Origin of the sequence: Bradyrhizobium sp. A5, from assembly GCF_042076515.1 — a bacterium.
In the GTDB taxonomy this organism is placed as follows: domain Bacteria; phylum Pseudomonadota; class Alphaproteobacteria; order Rhizobiales; family Xanthobacteraceae; genus Bradyrhizobium; species Bradyrhizobium cosmicum.
Window position 1 is genome coordinate 5,630,950 of record NZ_CP148990.1, and the last position, 13,474, is coordinate 5,644,423.

The 13,474-nt window shown below is 63.2% G+C and carries 15 protein-coding genes; 4 read left to right on the forward strand and 11 right to left on the reverse strand.

Annotated features, from left to right (window positions below; genetic code table 11):
* Nucleotides 1–51: 51 nt before the first annotated feature.
* Together WHZ77_RS26745 and WHZ77_RS26750 are read left to right on the forward strand one after the other, a co-directional pair.
* Nucleotides 52–330 carry a hypothetical protein gene (locus WHZ77_RS26745; RefSeq protein ID WP_375310692.1) on the forward strand — a complete coding sequence of 93 codons (279 nt, stop codon included), beginning with the start codon at nt 52–54 and terminating at the stop codon, nt 328–330.
* Nucleotides 331–499: 169 nt separating this feature from the next.
* Nucleotides 500–1,234, forward strand: a complete 735-nt coding sequence (locus tag WHZ77_RS26750; protein WP_375310693.1) for a metallophosphoesterase family protein — start codon at nt 500–502, stop codon at nt 1,232–1,234.
* Between the two features lie 33 nt (nt 1,235–1,267).
* On the opposite strand, the gene WHZ77_RS26755 is transcribed toward WHZ77_RS26750, so the two are convergent.
* The 3 genes from WHZ77_RS26755 to WHZ77_RS26765 all read right to left on the reverse strand — a co-directional run bounded on the left by WHZ77_RS26755 (nt 1,268) and on the right by WHZ77_RS26765 (nt 2,467).
* A complete protein-coding gene (locus tag WHZ77_RS26755; protein WP_375310694.1) occupies nt 1,268–1,690 on the reverse strand; it encodes a hypothetical protein in 423 nt (140 codons plus the stop codon).
* 51 nt (nt 1,691–1,741) lie between these two features.
* Entirely contained in the window at nt 1,742–2,044 is a 303-nt protein-coding gene (locus WHZ77_RS26760; protein WP_375310695.1) for a hypothetical protein, read from the reverse strand.
* Nucleotides 2,045–2,311: 267 nt separating this feature from the next.
* Nucleotides 2,312–2,467, reverse strand: coding sequence for a hypothetical protein (locus WHZ77_RS26765; protein WP_168213530.1), 156 nt, complete (start codon nt 2,465–2,467; stop codon nt 2,312–2,314).
* A 728-nt stretch (nt 2,468–3,195) separates the two neighbouring features.
* Here WHZ77_RS26765 and WHZ77_RS26770 point away from each other — a divergent pair.
* Entirely contained in the window at nt 3,196–3,369 is a 174-nt protein-coding gene (locus tag WHZ77_RS26770; protein WP_015688137.1) for a hypothetical protein, read from the forward strand.
* A gap of 764 nt (nt 3,370–4,133) precedes the next feature.
* Complete coding sequence (locus WHZ77_RS26775; protein ID WP_375310696.1) at nt 4,134–4,499, forward strand: VanZ family protein; 366 nt, start codon at nt 4,134–4,136, stop codon at nt 4,497–4,499.
* Between the two features lie 22 nt (nt 4,500–4,521).
* Here WHZ77_RS26775 and WHZ77_RS26780 read toward each other — a convergent pair whose 3' ends face one another.
* From WHZ77_RS26780 to WHZ77_RS26815, 8 genes are all read right to left on the reverse strand, one after another.
* A complete protein-coding gene (locus WHZ77_RS26780; RefSeq protein ID WP_375310697.1) occupies nt 4,522–4,737 on the reverse strand; it encodes a hypothetical protein in 216 nt (71 codons plus the stop codon).
* Nucleotides 4,738–4,916: 179 nt separating this feature from the next.
* Entirely contained in the window at nt 4,917–5,363 is a 447-nt protein-coding gene (locus WHZ77_RS26785; protein ID WP_375310698.1) for a hypothetical protein, read from the reverse strand.
* Nucleotides 5,364–5,514: 151 nt separating this feature from the next.
* Nucleotides 5,515–7,242 (reverse strand): chemotaxis protein, encoded by a 1,728-nt coding sequence (locus WHZ77_RS26790; RefSeq protein ID WP_375310699.1) that lies wholly within the window; start codon nt 7,240–7,242, stop codon nt 5,515–5,517.
* 5 nt (nt 7,243–7,247) lie between these two features.
* Entirely contained in the window at nt 7,248–8,339 is a 1,092-nt protein-coding gene (locus tag WHZ77_RS26795) for a chemotaxis response regulator protein-glutamate methylesterase (protein ID WP_375310700.1), read from the reverse strand.
* A 15-nt stretch (nt 8,340–8,354) separates the two neighbouring features.
* Nucleotides 8,355–9,209, reverse strand: a complete 855-nt coding sequence (locus WHZ77_RS26800) for a CheR family methyltransferase (protein ID WP_375310701.1) — start codon at nt 9,207–9,209, stop codon at nt 8,355–8,357.
* 140 nt (nt 9,210–9,349) lie between these two features.
* Nucleotides 9,350–11,149, reverse strand: a complete 1,800-nt coding sequence (locus WHZ77_RS26805) for a methyl-accepting chemotaxis protein (RefSeq protein WP_375310702.1) — start codon at nt 11,147–11,149, stop codon at nt 9,350–9,352.
* 55 nt (nt 11,150–11,204) lie between these two features.
* On the reverse strand, nt 11,205–11,693 hold the full coding sequence (locus WHZ77_RS26810; RefSeq protein ID WP_375310703.1) for a chemotaxis protein CheW: 489 nt from the start codon (nt 11,691–11,693) through the stop codon (nt 11,205–11,207).
* A 65-nt stretch (nt 11,694–11,758) separates the two neighbouring features.
* Nucleotides 11,759–13,456 (reverse strand): methyl-accepting chemotaxis protein, encoded by a 1,698-nt coding sequence (locus WHZ77_RS26815; RefSeq protein WP_375310704.1) that lies wholly within the window; start codon nt 13,454–13,456, stop codon nt 11,759–11,761.
* Nucleotides 13,457–13,474: the final 18 nt, after the last annotated feature.

The following is a 13,474-nucleotide window of genomic DNA, read 5'->3' on the forward strand; positions in this document are numbered from 1 at the left end:
GGTATTAGGCCGCAGCCATTAACACTCGTGACCAACTCGGGGAGTTGTGTCGTGAGTACGGTTGCCATTTTCAGTCTGCTGATCGGATCTTTGCTGGGAGGGCGCTTCCGGATCTTCATCCTGCCGCCCTTCATCGTTCTCGGGGCCGCGACCCTCGGCGCGGGCTCCGCCTGGCAAGGGCAGGCGTCAGTTCACATCGTTGTTACGATCCTCGTGTTCGCATCGGCGCTCCAGCTCGGCTATTTCTGCGGCGCGGTCCTGGTCCGCGTGCGCGCATCGGCCTATCGCGGCAAGGTCGCGCAATCCTTCGACAGCCAAAGCTTCGGCTAACCGGGCAGCAAACGCGGAAACCGGTGATTCGCAGAGCCGGCCGATGATCGGCAGGACACGCAAATGGGCGTCTGTCAGCCGAGGTGGGAAAAAAGCCACTCATGGCGCCCCGATTTCGTCGATAGCATATTGACATCACGGGCGAAGCTCTCTGAAAGAGTTGAACCCCATGCCAATGATCGCGCCCCAAAATTCGCCCCGGCCGAAGCTACCGAACGGCGTGCGCATCTACGCGATGAGCGACATCCACGGCTGCGCGCATCTGCTCGAGCAGATGTTCGCGGTCATCGATGCCGACATGGCGAACAGCCGGCCCTATCGCGCGATCGAGGTCTTTCTTGGCGATTACATCGATCGTGGGCCAGATTCGCGTCGAACCCTGGATCTCCTGATCGAACGCAGCCGCCGCCGCAACACGGTCTTTCTCAAGGGCAATCATGAGGCCTATTTGACCTCGGTGCTGGAAGATCCCTCCCGCGCCGCCGAATGGCTTCAGTTCGGCGGGCTCCAGACCCTGATGTCGTACGGCGTGTCGGCCACGCCCGGTCTCGGCAAGGACGAGTTGTCCGACCTCGTGCGCGAGCTCTCATCCGCGATGCCGCCGGAGCACGTCGCGTTCCTGCGCCAGTTGCGGCCGACCTTCACATGCGGGGACTTCTTCTTCGTCCATGCGGGGGTGCGTCCGGGAATTCCGCTCTCCGAACAGAGCGAGCAGGACCTGCTGTGGATCCGGGACGAATTTCTCCAGAGCAAGCGGCGCTTCGGCAAATACGTCGTGCACGGCCATACGCCGGTTCGGCAGGCCGAGTTGCTGGAAAACCGCGCCAACATCGATACGGGGGCCTACGCCACCGGAAATCTGACGCTGCTCTCCATTCAGGGCAACAGCATGTTGGCGATCTAGCTAGCCGCTGCGGTCGCGCGCCGCTCCGATCTTCTAATTGGTAGAGCTTGCCGGAGGCCGGAATTCCGGAAAGCGACTCAGCATCGCCGCCTTCAAGAACTTGAAATGCGCGATCGAAGCGCCGAGTTCCTTGAGCCGGCGCTGACCGTTAAGGATTTCCTTGTCGAACAGATCCTGGTGGTGATTGTCGAGCGCCTCGCGCTCCAGATATTCATCGTCGCCGTTACCGAAGGTCACGGCCGCACGCGCCAGCACGTCCTCGACTCGGCGGTTCAAGCCCGACTGCTCGCGCTCCGCCGCATGCAGGGCGTCATCGATCGCGATCATGATGGCTTCGATGCGCGCGCGATCGGTTTCAACGTCGCGCTCGGGCGAGCGCGCGCGAAACGTCTGTTCTCCCCCGAAGCGGTCCTTCAGGAAATTATGGGTGCGGGCCCGCAGGAAGAGCTGAAACATGCGTGCGTTTTCCGGTTCGAGGCGCCAGACCGGAAAATGGGCCCGGGATGGTTAATAAAGATTGAATCCTTCGCGCCGCCCGGTGCGGCTTTGCGCCATCCAGGACTTCCAGGCGCCCTCGTGCTTCTCATAAAGCTCCTGCCAGCGCTGCTCGCCGGCATTCGGCCACACATCGCGGCTGTCGGTGGCAGCCTGCCCCTGGTCGGACACCTGCTCACTATCGAGCCGCTCGAATTCGAACGTCTCCTCGGGCGTGAGGCCGATCAGGACACGGCGGCCTCCCCCATCGACGAAATACCGTCGCGGCGCGTTGTTCGTCGGGCTCGTCATGGTGCCTACCCGCAGCCTCGTCATGATCCGCTCCCCTCTACCGTCATTCTCGCCGCAACGGAACGCCGACATTCCGGTTGCAAACCATCAAAATGCACGCCGCGGCGAAGAGCGAAATCAGGATCGCAACCAGCATCATTCGGGATTCGCCCCAGTGACCGAGCGTCTTGTCTCATGCCGTGACAGTCTCATCTTCGAGTTGTGTCGAGATCATGATGAGCGCCGCTGATTTTCTCGTCATGCCAGGGATTTTTTGGGCAGCACCTTGCACGCGAAGTGCCCCCACGCGCTTCAACCGAACAACCAGAAGAACAACCTCACCAGCAACAGCGTGATGAAATACACCCAGCCCGCCATCGCGATCAGCGCAACGCTGAAAAAGGCGCCTTCCAACGCCCGCTCTCTGATCTTCGTGAGAGGAAGTGCCGCGCGCGCCTTGTGAAGCATCTCGGTCTTCTGATTTGTTTGTGGCCGTATGCGCGAGCATAGCCGAACAAATTCGACGATCTCGTGACGCGTTATCTCAGAGACGCGCAATGCTGCTCGTCGGAATCGACGGTGCACGCATGCATTGCATTGGATCCATTCTCGTTCGAAGTCTCTGCGATCCAGCCGCGCCGCGATTCAATTCAAACTGATCTCCGAATTCGCGCCGCGCCCCCGCATCAGCAGTCGCTGCTCGGCTACAACATCTCTTGCGGCAACAGACAGCCGGAGATACCGAGCGAGGCCACCGCGGGCGGCACCCGGCCGGGATGTTCGGATATTCCGTCAACACCCCGAGCAATATGCGTGGTCGAACTCGATGCGACCGGACGCGCATAGTCCATCGCGGAGAAGCCGCCGCAGTCGCACGCCTGGATTGCGCGAGCGCGCGCTGGTTCTGCGACAACCGGAAGTGGCATCGGAATATGCTCGATCGCGGCCATCGGAGCGCACGCATCGATCTTGGCTAGCGAATCCCCGTGGTACTACGGAGCGCCGCGCAGCTATTTTGTCCCGGTAAGGTTGAGCAGTTAGCTTAATCCGCGTTGTTTGTTGCGAACGTCGCGAGATCGCATATCCATCTCCTCACCGGGCTCCCCCAGACCCGGCCCCACCCAGGCAAAGCCGTCGAGCGAACGTGGGTCCGCTTGGCGGCTTGCCGTTGTGTCGACGAGAGGATGAATTCAGTTATGGCGCGCAGGCCCTGGTCGTTCAAGGAAGACCGCCGGCTGATGGAGTTGGCCAAGTCCTCGGCTTCGCTGGAAGAGGCGGCGAAAACTCTCGGGCGCTCGCCCGATGCGGTCAAGCGCATGGCCTTGCGCCTCGGCCTGACGCTGAAATCCAAGGGATCCAAGAAGACCTAGCGTCCGTTGCTGGTTGTACACGACTTTTTCATGGACGGGCGCGCCTTCCTCTTCAATCGATCAATGGAAGACGCCGATCGACACAGTCCGACAGCCTTCAGCGCTCTCGATCTCTCCGCGTCCGGATGTTAGACTATCCAACGATGAGATCGAACGTCGTCCCTTTCCGACGGAGAACGGTCGCCGGACCGGCGTCGGTCTCCGCTCGATGGTTGTTGGAGAAATGCACCATGTTGTCCCGCCCACTCGCCGTAGCTTTGCTTCTGGCTCTGCCTTCCATGGCTCTGCCCTCGGTGGCGTCGGCGCAAGTCCCTGTGCGGTTTGGATTTCCGAACGGCGCACCGTGGTGCGCTTTTGGTTTCGACTGCCGATTCCTGAATTACCGGGAATGCGCGGACTGGATCTTCGACCCCGCACGAAATTGCCTCAAGAATCCGTACTTCGCGGCTCACTACCCGACAGATGTCGACAAGGGCTGGTCCTACAATCGGCGTTGATCGTCAAACCCGGCAAACGGATTTGTGAAGCCATCAGGCACGCGGCGTCGCGCCTGAACGGGCCGACATGGTTCCTCGATGCCAGGAATTTGGGCAGGAACGATCGCCTGCCCGCTCCCTGAAAGCGGAACTCTCGCGCATGGGTCATCGCGACCGATCCGCGACACGCCCCGTGTTCCCAGGTTCATGCCCTCGAAGGTTCATGAACCTTAACGATGTTGTTGGCTTTCGAAAGCGACAGGCCGGCCGACCGTTTATGCTGGCGCCATGCGCCGCAACCATTTCATCGCAGCTGCAGGGATCTGCATCGCACTCATCATTTACGCCACGCTCGCCAAGCTCGCGGGCAGGCCGGCACTGATGGGCCATGCAGAGGCCTATTGGGTCGTCGTCATTGAACGCTTCAGCGCCTACGGCCTGTTGGGTTTCCTGCTGTCCTTTCTGCTACCGGGGCGGTTCAAACTAGCTTGCGCGTTCGTGGTGGCCGTCGCAGTCGGGTTAGAGGTCTTGCAGGCGATGACGCCGGATCGTCATCCAGAGTTCATCGATGTCCTGCAAAAGGCCGCCGGCGGCACCGTCGGCGTCCTTCTGGCCCAAACCATCCTGGCTTTCCTGCCGAGGTCGCCGTCCTGAGACGGCCGACGGCACGGCAAGATCACGCAACTCCGCGCTGCAATCCCGGCTGATCGGCCGAGAGGACTCCGGACATCTGCCGATGGGCATCGCGCAATGCCGCGATCGCATCGTCGAGGTCGAACTTAGCTTCACGAACGGTCTCGAAAAACCGCGCCATCAAGGCGAGGTTCAGCTTGACGCGGGTGTTTCCGTCGCGGCTCTTGCGGCGATCAAGCGAAAGATGCAGCGCCTGCATCCTGGCCTCGGCAGCGCTACAGCCGCTGAGTGCCGCGAGTTCGTCATATGTCATCCAGATCTGAGGCATGTCCCTGTCCGCCTTTTTGTTATGGGCCTCAACCTAGATTTCACGTCTAAACGCACTCTTGCCGCGGTGCGCGTGCGGCGCGTTTTGGCGACAATAGCGTCAATGCAACGCTAAGACATCGGGGCTTTGGGCGGCGTGAAGGGATGGCGCGGCCGGGAACGGCCGTCGAGGCCCTTGGGCAGCCTGTCGACATTGAGCTTCACGACCGCGCATCGGGCGTCGGCGGCCGGCACGTCGTCCTGGCTGTAGATCAGCGTCGCCTCGAACCTGACGTCGGGCACTTCCCTGGCCGTACCCGAACAGTTCGCCACCAGGCCGTTGCACACCCCCGTGAGTCTGACCTCGACCTCGTCCGGCCCAAACACACTCGGCGGACCATCAGCGTGCCGATTTACGGTCAGGACGGCAGAGAAATGCTGCTCATCGACACGGTAGGAGCCACCATAGGTAAAGAAGCTGTCGTTGCCCGAGATCCGCCCCTCGATCAGATCCACCATGCCGGTGCCTTGACCACGCGGGGTCCTGAACCAGGCAGCGTATTTGCCGTCCTTCAACATGGAGCATTTCTCGACGCGGAAATTGACTTGTATTTGCGACCAACTCTGGGGCGCGGCAATGACCGACCTGCCAACCCTTTGGGCAAGGTTAACGCCCCGAAAACCCAATCCATCAAATTGCCGCCAACGCATGACGCCGGCGACGAAAGAGTCAAAATAACTCTATGCCGTCATCCGCAGTCTCGACCGCTTCGACGCGGCGCGCGGCGGCAATCGAAGCGAGGCCCAGCGTTTGCAAGAATTCTCGGTGAACCTCCCGCTCGCGCTCCATCGTGTAGCGCGCGAAGAGACCGTCGAGCATCGCCTGATCTTGTGGCTCAGGCTGCGGCCGCTGAGCGCCGCCGCTTCCCGTCTCGAGACGCGCGGCGACCGCGGGCAAGGCTGCGGAGCTTTCCCCGAGCGAGTTCATCAGGCCCTGGGCCGAATTCATCAGGCCCTCGAACTCCGCGCCTTCGTCGACGAGCCGGCTCATTAGTCTGCCGAGCCGCTCATTGCCGACCTCGACCTCGCGCAGCGCCTGAAGGATCTGCGGCTCGAGCTTGGCGAGCTGCGTAGGATCGCCCTGCACGCGGAGCACCTTCAGTTCGTTGGCCGACCGCTCGATGCCGTCGAGCACGGGCCGCAAGCGTCCCGCGCCCGCCGAGACCTGGTCGGCGGTCGCCTTGAGCTCGTTGGCAATCACGACGAAAGCGCTGCCTCGGCTGCCGAGATGACTTGCCTTGAGGCCGGCATTCATGCCGATCAGCGTGATGTCGACGGACGCCTCGGCGAGCCCCGCGATCGCCTGGCGGAATTTCGTCAGCGTATCCTCGACGATCGCGAGCGCCTCGTCGACGGAGCGGCCCGCGCTCTCGCAGGTGGCGATCAGGGTCGAGGCATGCGCCAGCGTCTGCTTGATGCGCGACAGGAACGAGGACGAGCCGCCGTCCCCGCCGCCGAACAGCGTGCGGCCGTGGCCGACGACACTGCCGGCATCGTGCAGAATGGCGGTCAGCGCGCGAACGATCTGGCCGATGTCGCCGCCGAATTCGCGCTGGGCATCCCTGAGCAGCGCCGCCTGCAACTGACAGATCGCGCGCGCGCCATCGTCGCTCGCGACCGGCTCGGGAACGAGGCTCGGCGAAGATCCCGAGGCAAGGCCGAGGCCGTGACAGACATGCTCGAGGCGCTGGCGCGTGCTGTCGCCGGCCTGAAGCGAAATGATCGCGCTGCCGACCGCTTCGGCGATCTTCCTGGTGCTGGCACTCGCGAGGTCGGCGAGCTGGCTGCCGTTGCGGCGCTGGTCGCGCAGGCCGGAATAGGCTTCACCGAGCTCGGCGCTCTCCGACACCAGCTTATTCCGGTAACGGCTTTCGAACTCCTTCTGCCGGCCGGACGCGGTAGCCACCGCTTCCGACAGGCGCTGCTGGTCCCGCGCGCAGCCCTCGATCGAGCCCTGCACGGCCTTGCCGAGATCGTAGGCCTCCTGCGTGAAAGCGAGAAAGCCCTCGCGATCACCGTCGAGCGAGGCCGCCTCGATCCGCGCGCTGCGCGCGATGATGGTGATCATCCCGATGTGCTTGAACAACGGCTTGAGCAGCGACGACGCCTCGGCCGTGCTGGTGCCGATCGAAGCAAGCAGGGCGCTCTCGGCTGGCAGCGCCTGCGCGAGCTCTCCGAGCCGCGCGGCAATCTCCTGCAATGCGGTGGCGGCGCCCTCGATCTCGGCGCCGGAGAGCTCTTCCGAGAGTGTCGCGAGGCCCTGGTTCAACTCCTTGAAGATGAGGTGGCCGCGCCCGAGCTCGTGACCCACCCGCGAGAAGACATCCTCGATCCGCGACGAGACATCCTCGATCGCGGCGGTCGCCTCAGTCAGTGTATTGGCCGGAATGGCGGACATTGCGATCAACCCGTCAGTGCCCCGTGCCCGGCCTGGTACCAGAGCATGATCTCGCGCGGGATATGGTGCAGCGAGATGACCTTCTCGACGCCGCCATGGGCGATGGCTTCCTTGGGCATGCCGAACACCACGCAGCTTTCTTCGTCCTGCGCGCGCGTCGAGGCGCCGAGCTTGCGCATCTCCAGCATTCCGCGCGCGCCGTCGTCGCCCATGCCGGTCATGATGACGCCGAGCGCGTTGGCGCCGGCATGCTGGGCAGCCGAGCGAAACAGCACGTCGACCGAAGGGCGATGCCGCGACACCGGCGGACCGTCCTTGATCGCGATCTGGTAGCGTAGGCCGATGCGCTGGAGCAGCATGTGCCGGGCTCCCGGAGCGATATAGGCGCAGCCCGGCAACACCGGCTCGCCATCCTCGGCTTCCTTCACCCGGATCTGGCAGACGCTGTCGAGGCGCCGGGCAAAGGCCGCGGTGAAGCCCGCCGGCATGTGCTGGACGATGACGATCGGCGGGCAGTGCGGCGGCAGCATCTCGAGGACGTCGTTGAGTGCTTCAGTGCCCCCGGTCGATGCGCCGATGCACACGATACGTTCGGTCGTCGGCCGGACCTTGCCCTGTACGGGAGGCGGGATGATGGCGTCGGCCGTCAGCTTCTTCTCGATCATCCGGCGCTCCGCGCGCGGACGCACCCGCGCGCGAGCGGCCGACTTCACGGCCTCGCGTAGCCGCGTGGAGCATTCGAGCAGGGCCTGCCGCGTGTCGATCTTCGGCTTGGGCACGATATCGACGGCGCCAGCCTCGAACGCCTCGAACATCACGTCCGAGCCCTCTTCGGTCAGCGAGGAGCAGATGATCACCGGGATCGGACGTTGCGACATGATCTTGCGCAGAAACGTCATGCCGTCCATGCGCGGCATTTCCAGGTCCAGGATCATGACATCGGGGATTTCGTTCTGGAGACGTCGCGCCGCCGCAAACGGATCGGAAGCCGCTCCGATCACCTCGATATCAGGGTCGTCGTTGAGAATCGTCTGCAGGATTTGGCGAACCGACGCCGAATCGTCCACGATCAGCACGCGAACTTTCTCCCTCGGCATCTCGCGCGGCTCCAATCAGACCTGAAAAATGGTTGGCTGAACTTGCTTCAAATCGGGGACGGAACTGTGAATCATGGATTCCGAGTGCCCGACGAGTAAATACCCGCCCGGCCGCAAATGGCTGCAAAGCTGCTGAACGACCTTGCGCTGGGTCGGCTTGTCGAAATAGATCAACACATTGCGGCAGAAGATGATGTCGACATCCCGATCCACCGGATAGGATTCATCCATCAGGTTCATCCGCATGAAATGCGTCATGCGCCGCAATTCCGGCACCACCCGCACCTCGCCGCGCAACTTGTCCCTCGATGACAGGAAATATCTCTTCAGGAACGGCTCGGGCACCGGCGCGATTACGTCACGGGTGTAGATCGCAGTCTTGGCAAGGCGCAGCACAGCGGTCGAGATGTCGGTCCCGAGGATGCGGTACAGGAAGCGTGATCCATTCCGCGTCATGTCGTCGAGCACCATCGCGGTCGTGTAGGCCTCCATGCCGGTCGAGCTCGCCGAGCTCCAGATCTTCAGGTTCGCGTTCTTGCGGCCATGCGATTTAAGCAAGGCCGGGACTGCGACGTCCCGCATGAAGGTGAAGTGTTGCGGTTCGCGGAAGAAATCGGTCTTGTTGGTCGTCACTACGTCGATGAGATGAGTGAGCTCCGTGTCGAAATGTTCGGCCTCGAACAGGTTGTCGACATATTCGTTGAGATCGGAGAAGTTCAGCGCGCGCACGCGCTTGTGCAGCCGCCCCTCCAGCATCAGCCGCTTGCCTTGCGGCAGCTTGATGCCGACCTGCCCCTCGATCAATTCGGCGATGGTCCGGAAGTGGCGGTCCGACAGATGGACGGCCGTATCCTGCACGGCGGGCATCATGGCTGAATGCCCCGATCCGCGATGGCCGCCTGCACTGACTGTCGGGCCGAATGGGCCATCTTGAATCCTAAGCGTTCACGCCAGTTACTGAAGGCGGATCGGCCCACCGGTGAAGGTATGGGCCGATCCTTCGATGAGTCCTAGCGCTGGAACTCGGCGTCCCGATCGTCCTCGCCGTCGTTCATGTCGAAAGCGAAGCCGCCGCCGGCGGCCGCCTTCATCGCGCGCGCGGGCTTGGTCTGCGGCTTCCTGGCCGGACGCTCGACGGCGGCCATCGTGGCAGCCTTGGCGCGAAGCTGGTTCACCGCCCGGTCGATCGGCGCGGGTGCCTGGCTGCGTCCCTGCTCGATCCGGAAATAGGCAATGGTCGACTGAAGCTGCTCGGCCTGCGACGCAAGTTCCTCGGAGGTCGAGGACACCTGCTCGGACGCGCTGGCGTTCTGCTGGCCGACCTTGTCGAGCTGCTGGATCGCCTGGTTGATCTGGGCCGAGCCGACGTCCTGCTCGCGGCAGGCGGCGGTGATTTCCTCGACAAGCTCTGCCGTCCTCTTGATGTCAGGGACGAGCTTGGAAAGCATGTTACCTGCTTCTTGCGCGACCTTGACGGTTTCCGTCGACAGCGTGCCGATCTCGGCGGCGGCCGCCTGGCTGCGTTCGGCGAGCTTGCGCACTTCGGACGCCACCACTGCAAAGCCCTTGCCGTGCTCGCCGGCGCGCGCAGCCTCGACCGCCGCATTGAGCGCAAGCAGGTCGGTCTGGCGCGCGATCTCCTGCACGATCGTGATCTTCTCGGCGATGGTCTGCATCGCATTGACGGCGCGGCCGACCGCGGCGCCACTGGCCTCGGCGTCCTTGGCCGACTGCGCGGCGATCTTCTCGGTCTGGTTGGCGTTGTCGGCATTCTGCTTCACATTGGAGGCCATCTCCTCCATCGAGGAGGAGGCTTCCTCGGCCGACGAAGCCTGCTCGGTCGCGCCCTGCGACAGCTGCTCGGCGCTCGCGGAGAGCTCCTGGCTGCCGGCAGAGACGTTCTGCGCGGCCGTGAGAGCCTCGGCAACGATCTGCCGGAGCTTTTCCACCATGCGCTCCAGCGCAAGACCGAGCGTATCCTTGTCCGACAGCGGCTTGGCTTCGACCGTGAGATCACCCTGCGCGATCTGGTTGGCAAGCGCCGCCGTCGCATTCAGGTTGACCGTCATCGCGTTCAGCGACTTGATGAGATCTCCAATCTCGTCGTTGCTGGAGGACTCGATCTTGTGGCTGAGATCTCCGATTGCTACCGCGTCGGCAAGCCCCACTGCCTGTGCCAGCGCCCGGCTGATGTTGAGAGCGATCCAAGTCGCCGCAACAGCGGCAATCAGGAGCGAAGCGATTATCAGCGATAGCAGAATGATGGTGGCACGGTTGCCGTCGGCTCTGGCCTGCTCGCTCTCGTCGGCCATCTGTTTCTTGACATAGGTGATGTAGTCACTCGCCGCGGCAAGCGCCGGCGTGGTGGCTTTCAGACCCTCGGTCATGGATCGGTCGGTCGCCTTGGCCCTGTCCTGCTTTGCCAACGCGAGTGTCTGATCCTGTACGTTGTTCGAATTTGCATACGCCGTAGCGAATGTTTCGATCATCTTCCTGCCAGTCTCGCTCGCACTGGCATGGACCTCGTCCTTCACCTTCAAGGCGCGCTCGCGCAGCTGGGCGATCTGGCTGATGAACTTGTCCTGATCGGCATCGGCCGCCAGGATGGTGTTCTTTTCCGCTCGCACCTGAAGCAACACGGCTTCCTGAAGGTCGCCGACCTTCGCCAGCCGACCGGCCCGAGCCGATAGGTGCTCGGCCGTCGTGACCATATCGTTCAACTTCGTGTAGGCGACGCCGCCGGCGATCATGGACAGCAGGATGACGACGCCGAACGCGCTGGCAAGCTTGGCTTTGACGGTGAATCTCATGTCAGTCTCGTTGGTTCGAATTGGGGTGCTTACGCTTGACCACGCACGTGCAAACTCAGGCGGCGCGGGACGTATCCGCAGCCGCGTTGCGTCCTTCCGGGATCTCGTCATGCGCCATCAGCTTGGCGAGGTCGAAGATCACGACGAATTTTTCGCCCTTGCGGCCGATGCCGGCGGCATAGTCCGACTGCCATTTACCGCCGACTTCCGGGATCGCCTCGATCGCCTGCTCGTCGATGTCGGTGACCTCGAACACGCAGTCTGCGACGAAGCCGACACCGACCAGACGGTCCTTCATCGGCACGTCGAGAATGATGATGCGGGTCGCCTCAGTGGCGGCCACGGCCGGCAGGCCGAGCTTGGTCCTGAGATCGACGATCGGATAGCCGCTGCCGCGCACGTCGATCATGCCGAGCAGGAAGTTTGGCGCGTGCGGAAGCCGCGAGATCGGCCGCATGTCCAGAATTTCGCGGACATTGCGGATGCTGATGCCGAACGTCTCGCCGGCGAGCCCGAGTGTGAGATATTGCGAGGTTGCGGCCATGATGCAGTCCAGGAATCCCAGGGTTGGCGAATGGGCAAGGTCCGGCACCAGGCCGGACCGGTCGGTCAGCGTTGGAACTCGGCGTCGCGGTCGTCTTCGCCGTCATGCATGTCGAAGGCAAAGCCGCCGCCATTGGCGACCTTTGTCGCGCGCGCCGGCTTCCGGGCGGGCACAGGCTTCTTCCCGCCACGATCCGCCGCCGCCATGTGGGCGGCCTTGGCGCGGAGCTGGGTGACGGCGCGATCGATCGGCGCCGGTGCAGCGCTCTCGCCGCGGCCGGCATTCTCGATGCGGAAGAACGAGATGGTGGACTGGAGCTGCTCGGCCTGCGAGGCGAGTTCCTCGGAGGTCGAGGACACCTGCTCGGACGCGCTGGCGTTCTGCTGGCCGACCTTGTCGAGCTGCTGAATCGCCTGGTTGATCTGGGCCGAGCCGACGTCCTGCTCGCGGCAGGCCGCAGTAATTTCCTGGACCAGTTCGGCGGTCTTCTTGATGTCGGGCACCAGCTTTGACAGCATGTCGCCGGCTTCTTGCGCGACCTTGACGGTTTCCGTCGACAGCGTGCCGATGTCGGCGGCCGCGGCCTGGCTGCGCTCGGCGAGCTTGCGCACTTCGGACGCCACCACCGCAAAGCCCTTGCCGTGCTCGCCGGCACGCGCCGCTTCGACCGCGGCGTTGAGCGCGAGCAGGTCGGTCTGGCGCGCAATCTCCTGCACGATCGTGATCTTCTCGGCGATGGTCTGCATCGCGTTGACGGCACGGCCAACGGCGACGCCGCTGGCCTCGGCATCCTGGGCCGATCGCGCGGCGATCTTCTCGGTCTGGTTGGCGTTGTCGGCGTTCTGCTTCACGTTCGAGGCCATCTCCTCCATCGAGGAGGAGGCTTCCTCGGCCGACGAAGCCTGCTCGGTCGCGCCCTGCGAGAGCTGTTCGGCGCTGGCGGAGAGCTCCTGGCTGCCGGCAGAGACGTTGTGTGAGGCGGTGAGAGCCTCCTCGACGACTTGCCGAAGCTTTTCGACCATCGTGTTCAGCGATTTGACGAGATCGCCGATCTCGTCATTGCTGGAGATGCTGATCGTCTGGGTGAGGTCGCCGCCCGCCACCGCACCGGCAAGGCCGACCGCCCGGCTGAGACCACGAGCAATGCTGATGGAAATCCAGATCGCGGCGATCAGGCCGATCGCGAGCGACGCCACCACGGCCGAGATCAGCATCATGTGGGCCCGATTGCCGTCCTCGTGAGCCATGGCGGCCTGGTCAGCCATGTTCTTCTTGACGTTCGTGACGTAAGTATTGGCGGCTTCCATCGCCTCACTGACGGCCTTGCGGACCTCCGTCATGGAGCGTTCGGCACCTTTTGCCTTGTCGGCGCGCGCGGTCTTGAGGGCGTCATCCTGAACGGCATTCATCCGCGTATAGGCGGTGCCGAAATTTTCGATGAGCTTCTTGCCCTCGGGAGAGGCCACCGCGTGAATCTCTTCCTTCAGCTTCAGAAGCGTTTCGCGTTGCTTGGCGATCTCGGCCAGGAAGCGATCGGCTTCGCTCTCGGGCGCGAGAATGAGATTCTTCTCGGCGCGAACCTGGAGCAGGATGCCCTTTTCGATTTCCGCCGCCCGGTCCATCCGGCCGGCGCGCGACACCAGGCTGTCGGCGGTATCGATCATCTCGCTCAGCTTGACGTAAGCGAGACCACCCGCCGCCATCGAGAGCAACAGGACTACACCGAACGCGATGGCAAGCTTTGCCTTGACCGTAAATCTCATCTTCAGCCCCTAAAGCCC

What these genes read in the sequence shown, in the direction of transcription:
- WHZ77_RS26795 (WP_375310700.1), bottom strand. Translation starts at nt 8,339, where the DNA reads ATGCCGAGGGAGAAAGTTCGCGTGCTGATCGTGGACGATTCGGCGTCG.
- WHZ77_RS26755 (WP_375310694.1), bottom strand. Translation starts at nt 1,690, where the DNA reads ATGTTTCAGCTCTTCCTGCGGGCCCGCACCCATAATTTCCTGAAGGAC.
- WHZ77_RS26770 (WP_015688137.1), top strand. Translation starts at nt 3,196, where the DNA reads ATGGCGCGCAGGCCCTGGTCGTTCAAGGAAGACCGCCGGCTGATGGAG.
- WHZ77_RS26800 (WP_375310701.1), bottom strand. Translation starts at nt 9,209, where the DNA reads ATGATGCCCGCCGTGCAGGATACGGCCGTCCATCTGTCGGACCGCCAC.
- WHZ77_RS26750 (WP_375310693.1), top strand. Translation starts at nt 500, where the DNA reads ATGCCAATGATCGCGCCCCAAAATTCGCCCCGGCCGAAGCTACCGAAC.
- WHZ77_RS26760 (WP_375310695.1), bottom strand. Translation starts at nt 2,044, where the DNA reads ATGACGAGGCTGCGGGTAGGCACCATGACGAGCCCGACGAACAACGCG.
- WHZ77_RS26780 (WP_375310697.1), bottom strand. Translation starts at nt 4,737, where the DNA reads ATGCAGGCGCTGCATCTTTCGCTTGATCGCCGCAAGAGCCGCGACGGA.
- WHZ77_RS26775 (WP_375310696.1), top strand. Translation starts at nt 4,134, where the DNA reads ATGCGCCGCAACCATTTCATCGCAGCTGCAGGGATCTGCATCGCACTC.
- WHZ77_RS26815 (WP_375310704.1), bottom strand. Translation starts at nt 13,456, where the DNA reads ATGAGATTTACGGTCAAGGCAAAGCTTGCCATCGCGTTCGGTGTAGTC.
- WHZ77_RS26810 (WP_375310703.1), bottom strand. Translation starts at nt 11,693, where the DNA reads ATGGCCGCAACCTCGCAATATCTCACACTCGGGCTCGCCGGCGAGACG.
- WHZ77_RS26785 (WP_375310698.1), bottom strand. Translation starts at nt 5,363, where the DNA reads ATGTTGAAGGACGGCAAATACGCTGCCTGGTTCAGGACCCCGCGTGGT.
- WHZ77_RS26765 (WP_168213530.1), bottom strand. Translation starts at nt 2,467, where the DNA reads ATGCTTCACAAGGCGCGCGCGGCACTTCCTCTCACGAAGATCAGAGAG.
- WHZ77_RS26790 (WP_375310699.1), bottom strand. Translation starts at nt 7,242, where the DNA reads ATGTCCGCCATTCCGGCCAATACACTGACTGAGGCGACCGCCGCGATC.
- WHZ77_RS26805 (WP_375310702.1), bottom strand. Translation starts at nt 11,149, where the DNA reads ATGAGATTCACCGTCAAAGCCAAGCTTGCCAGCGCGTTCGGCGTCGTC.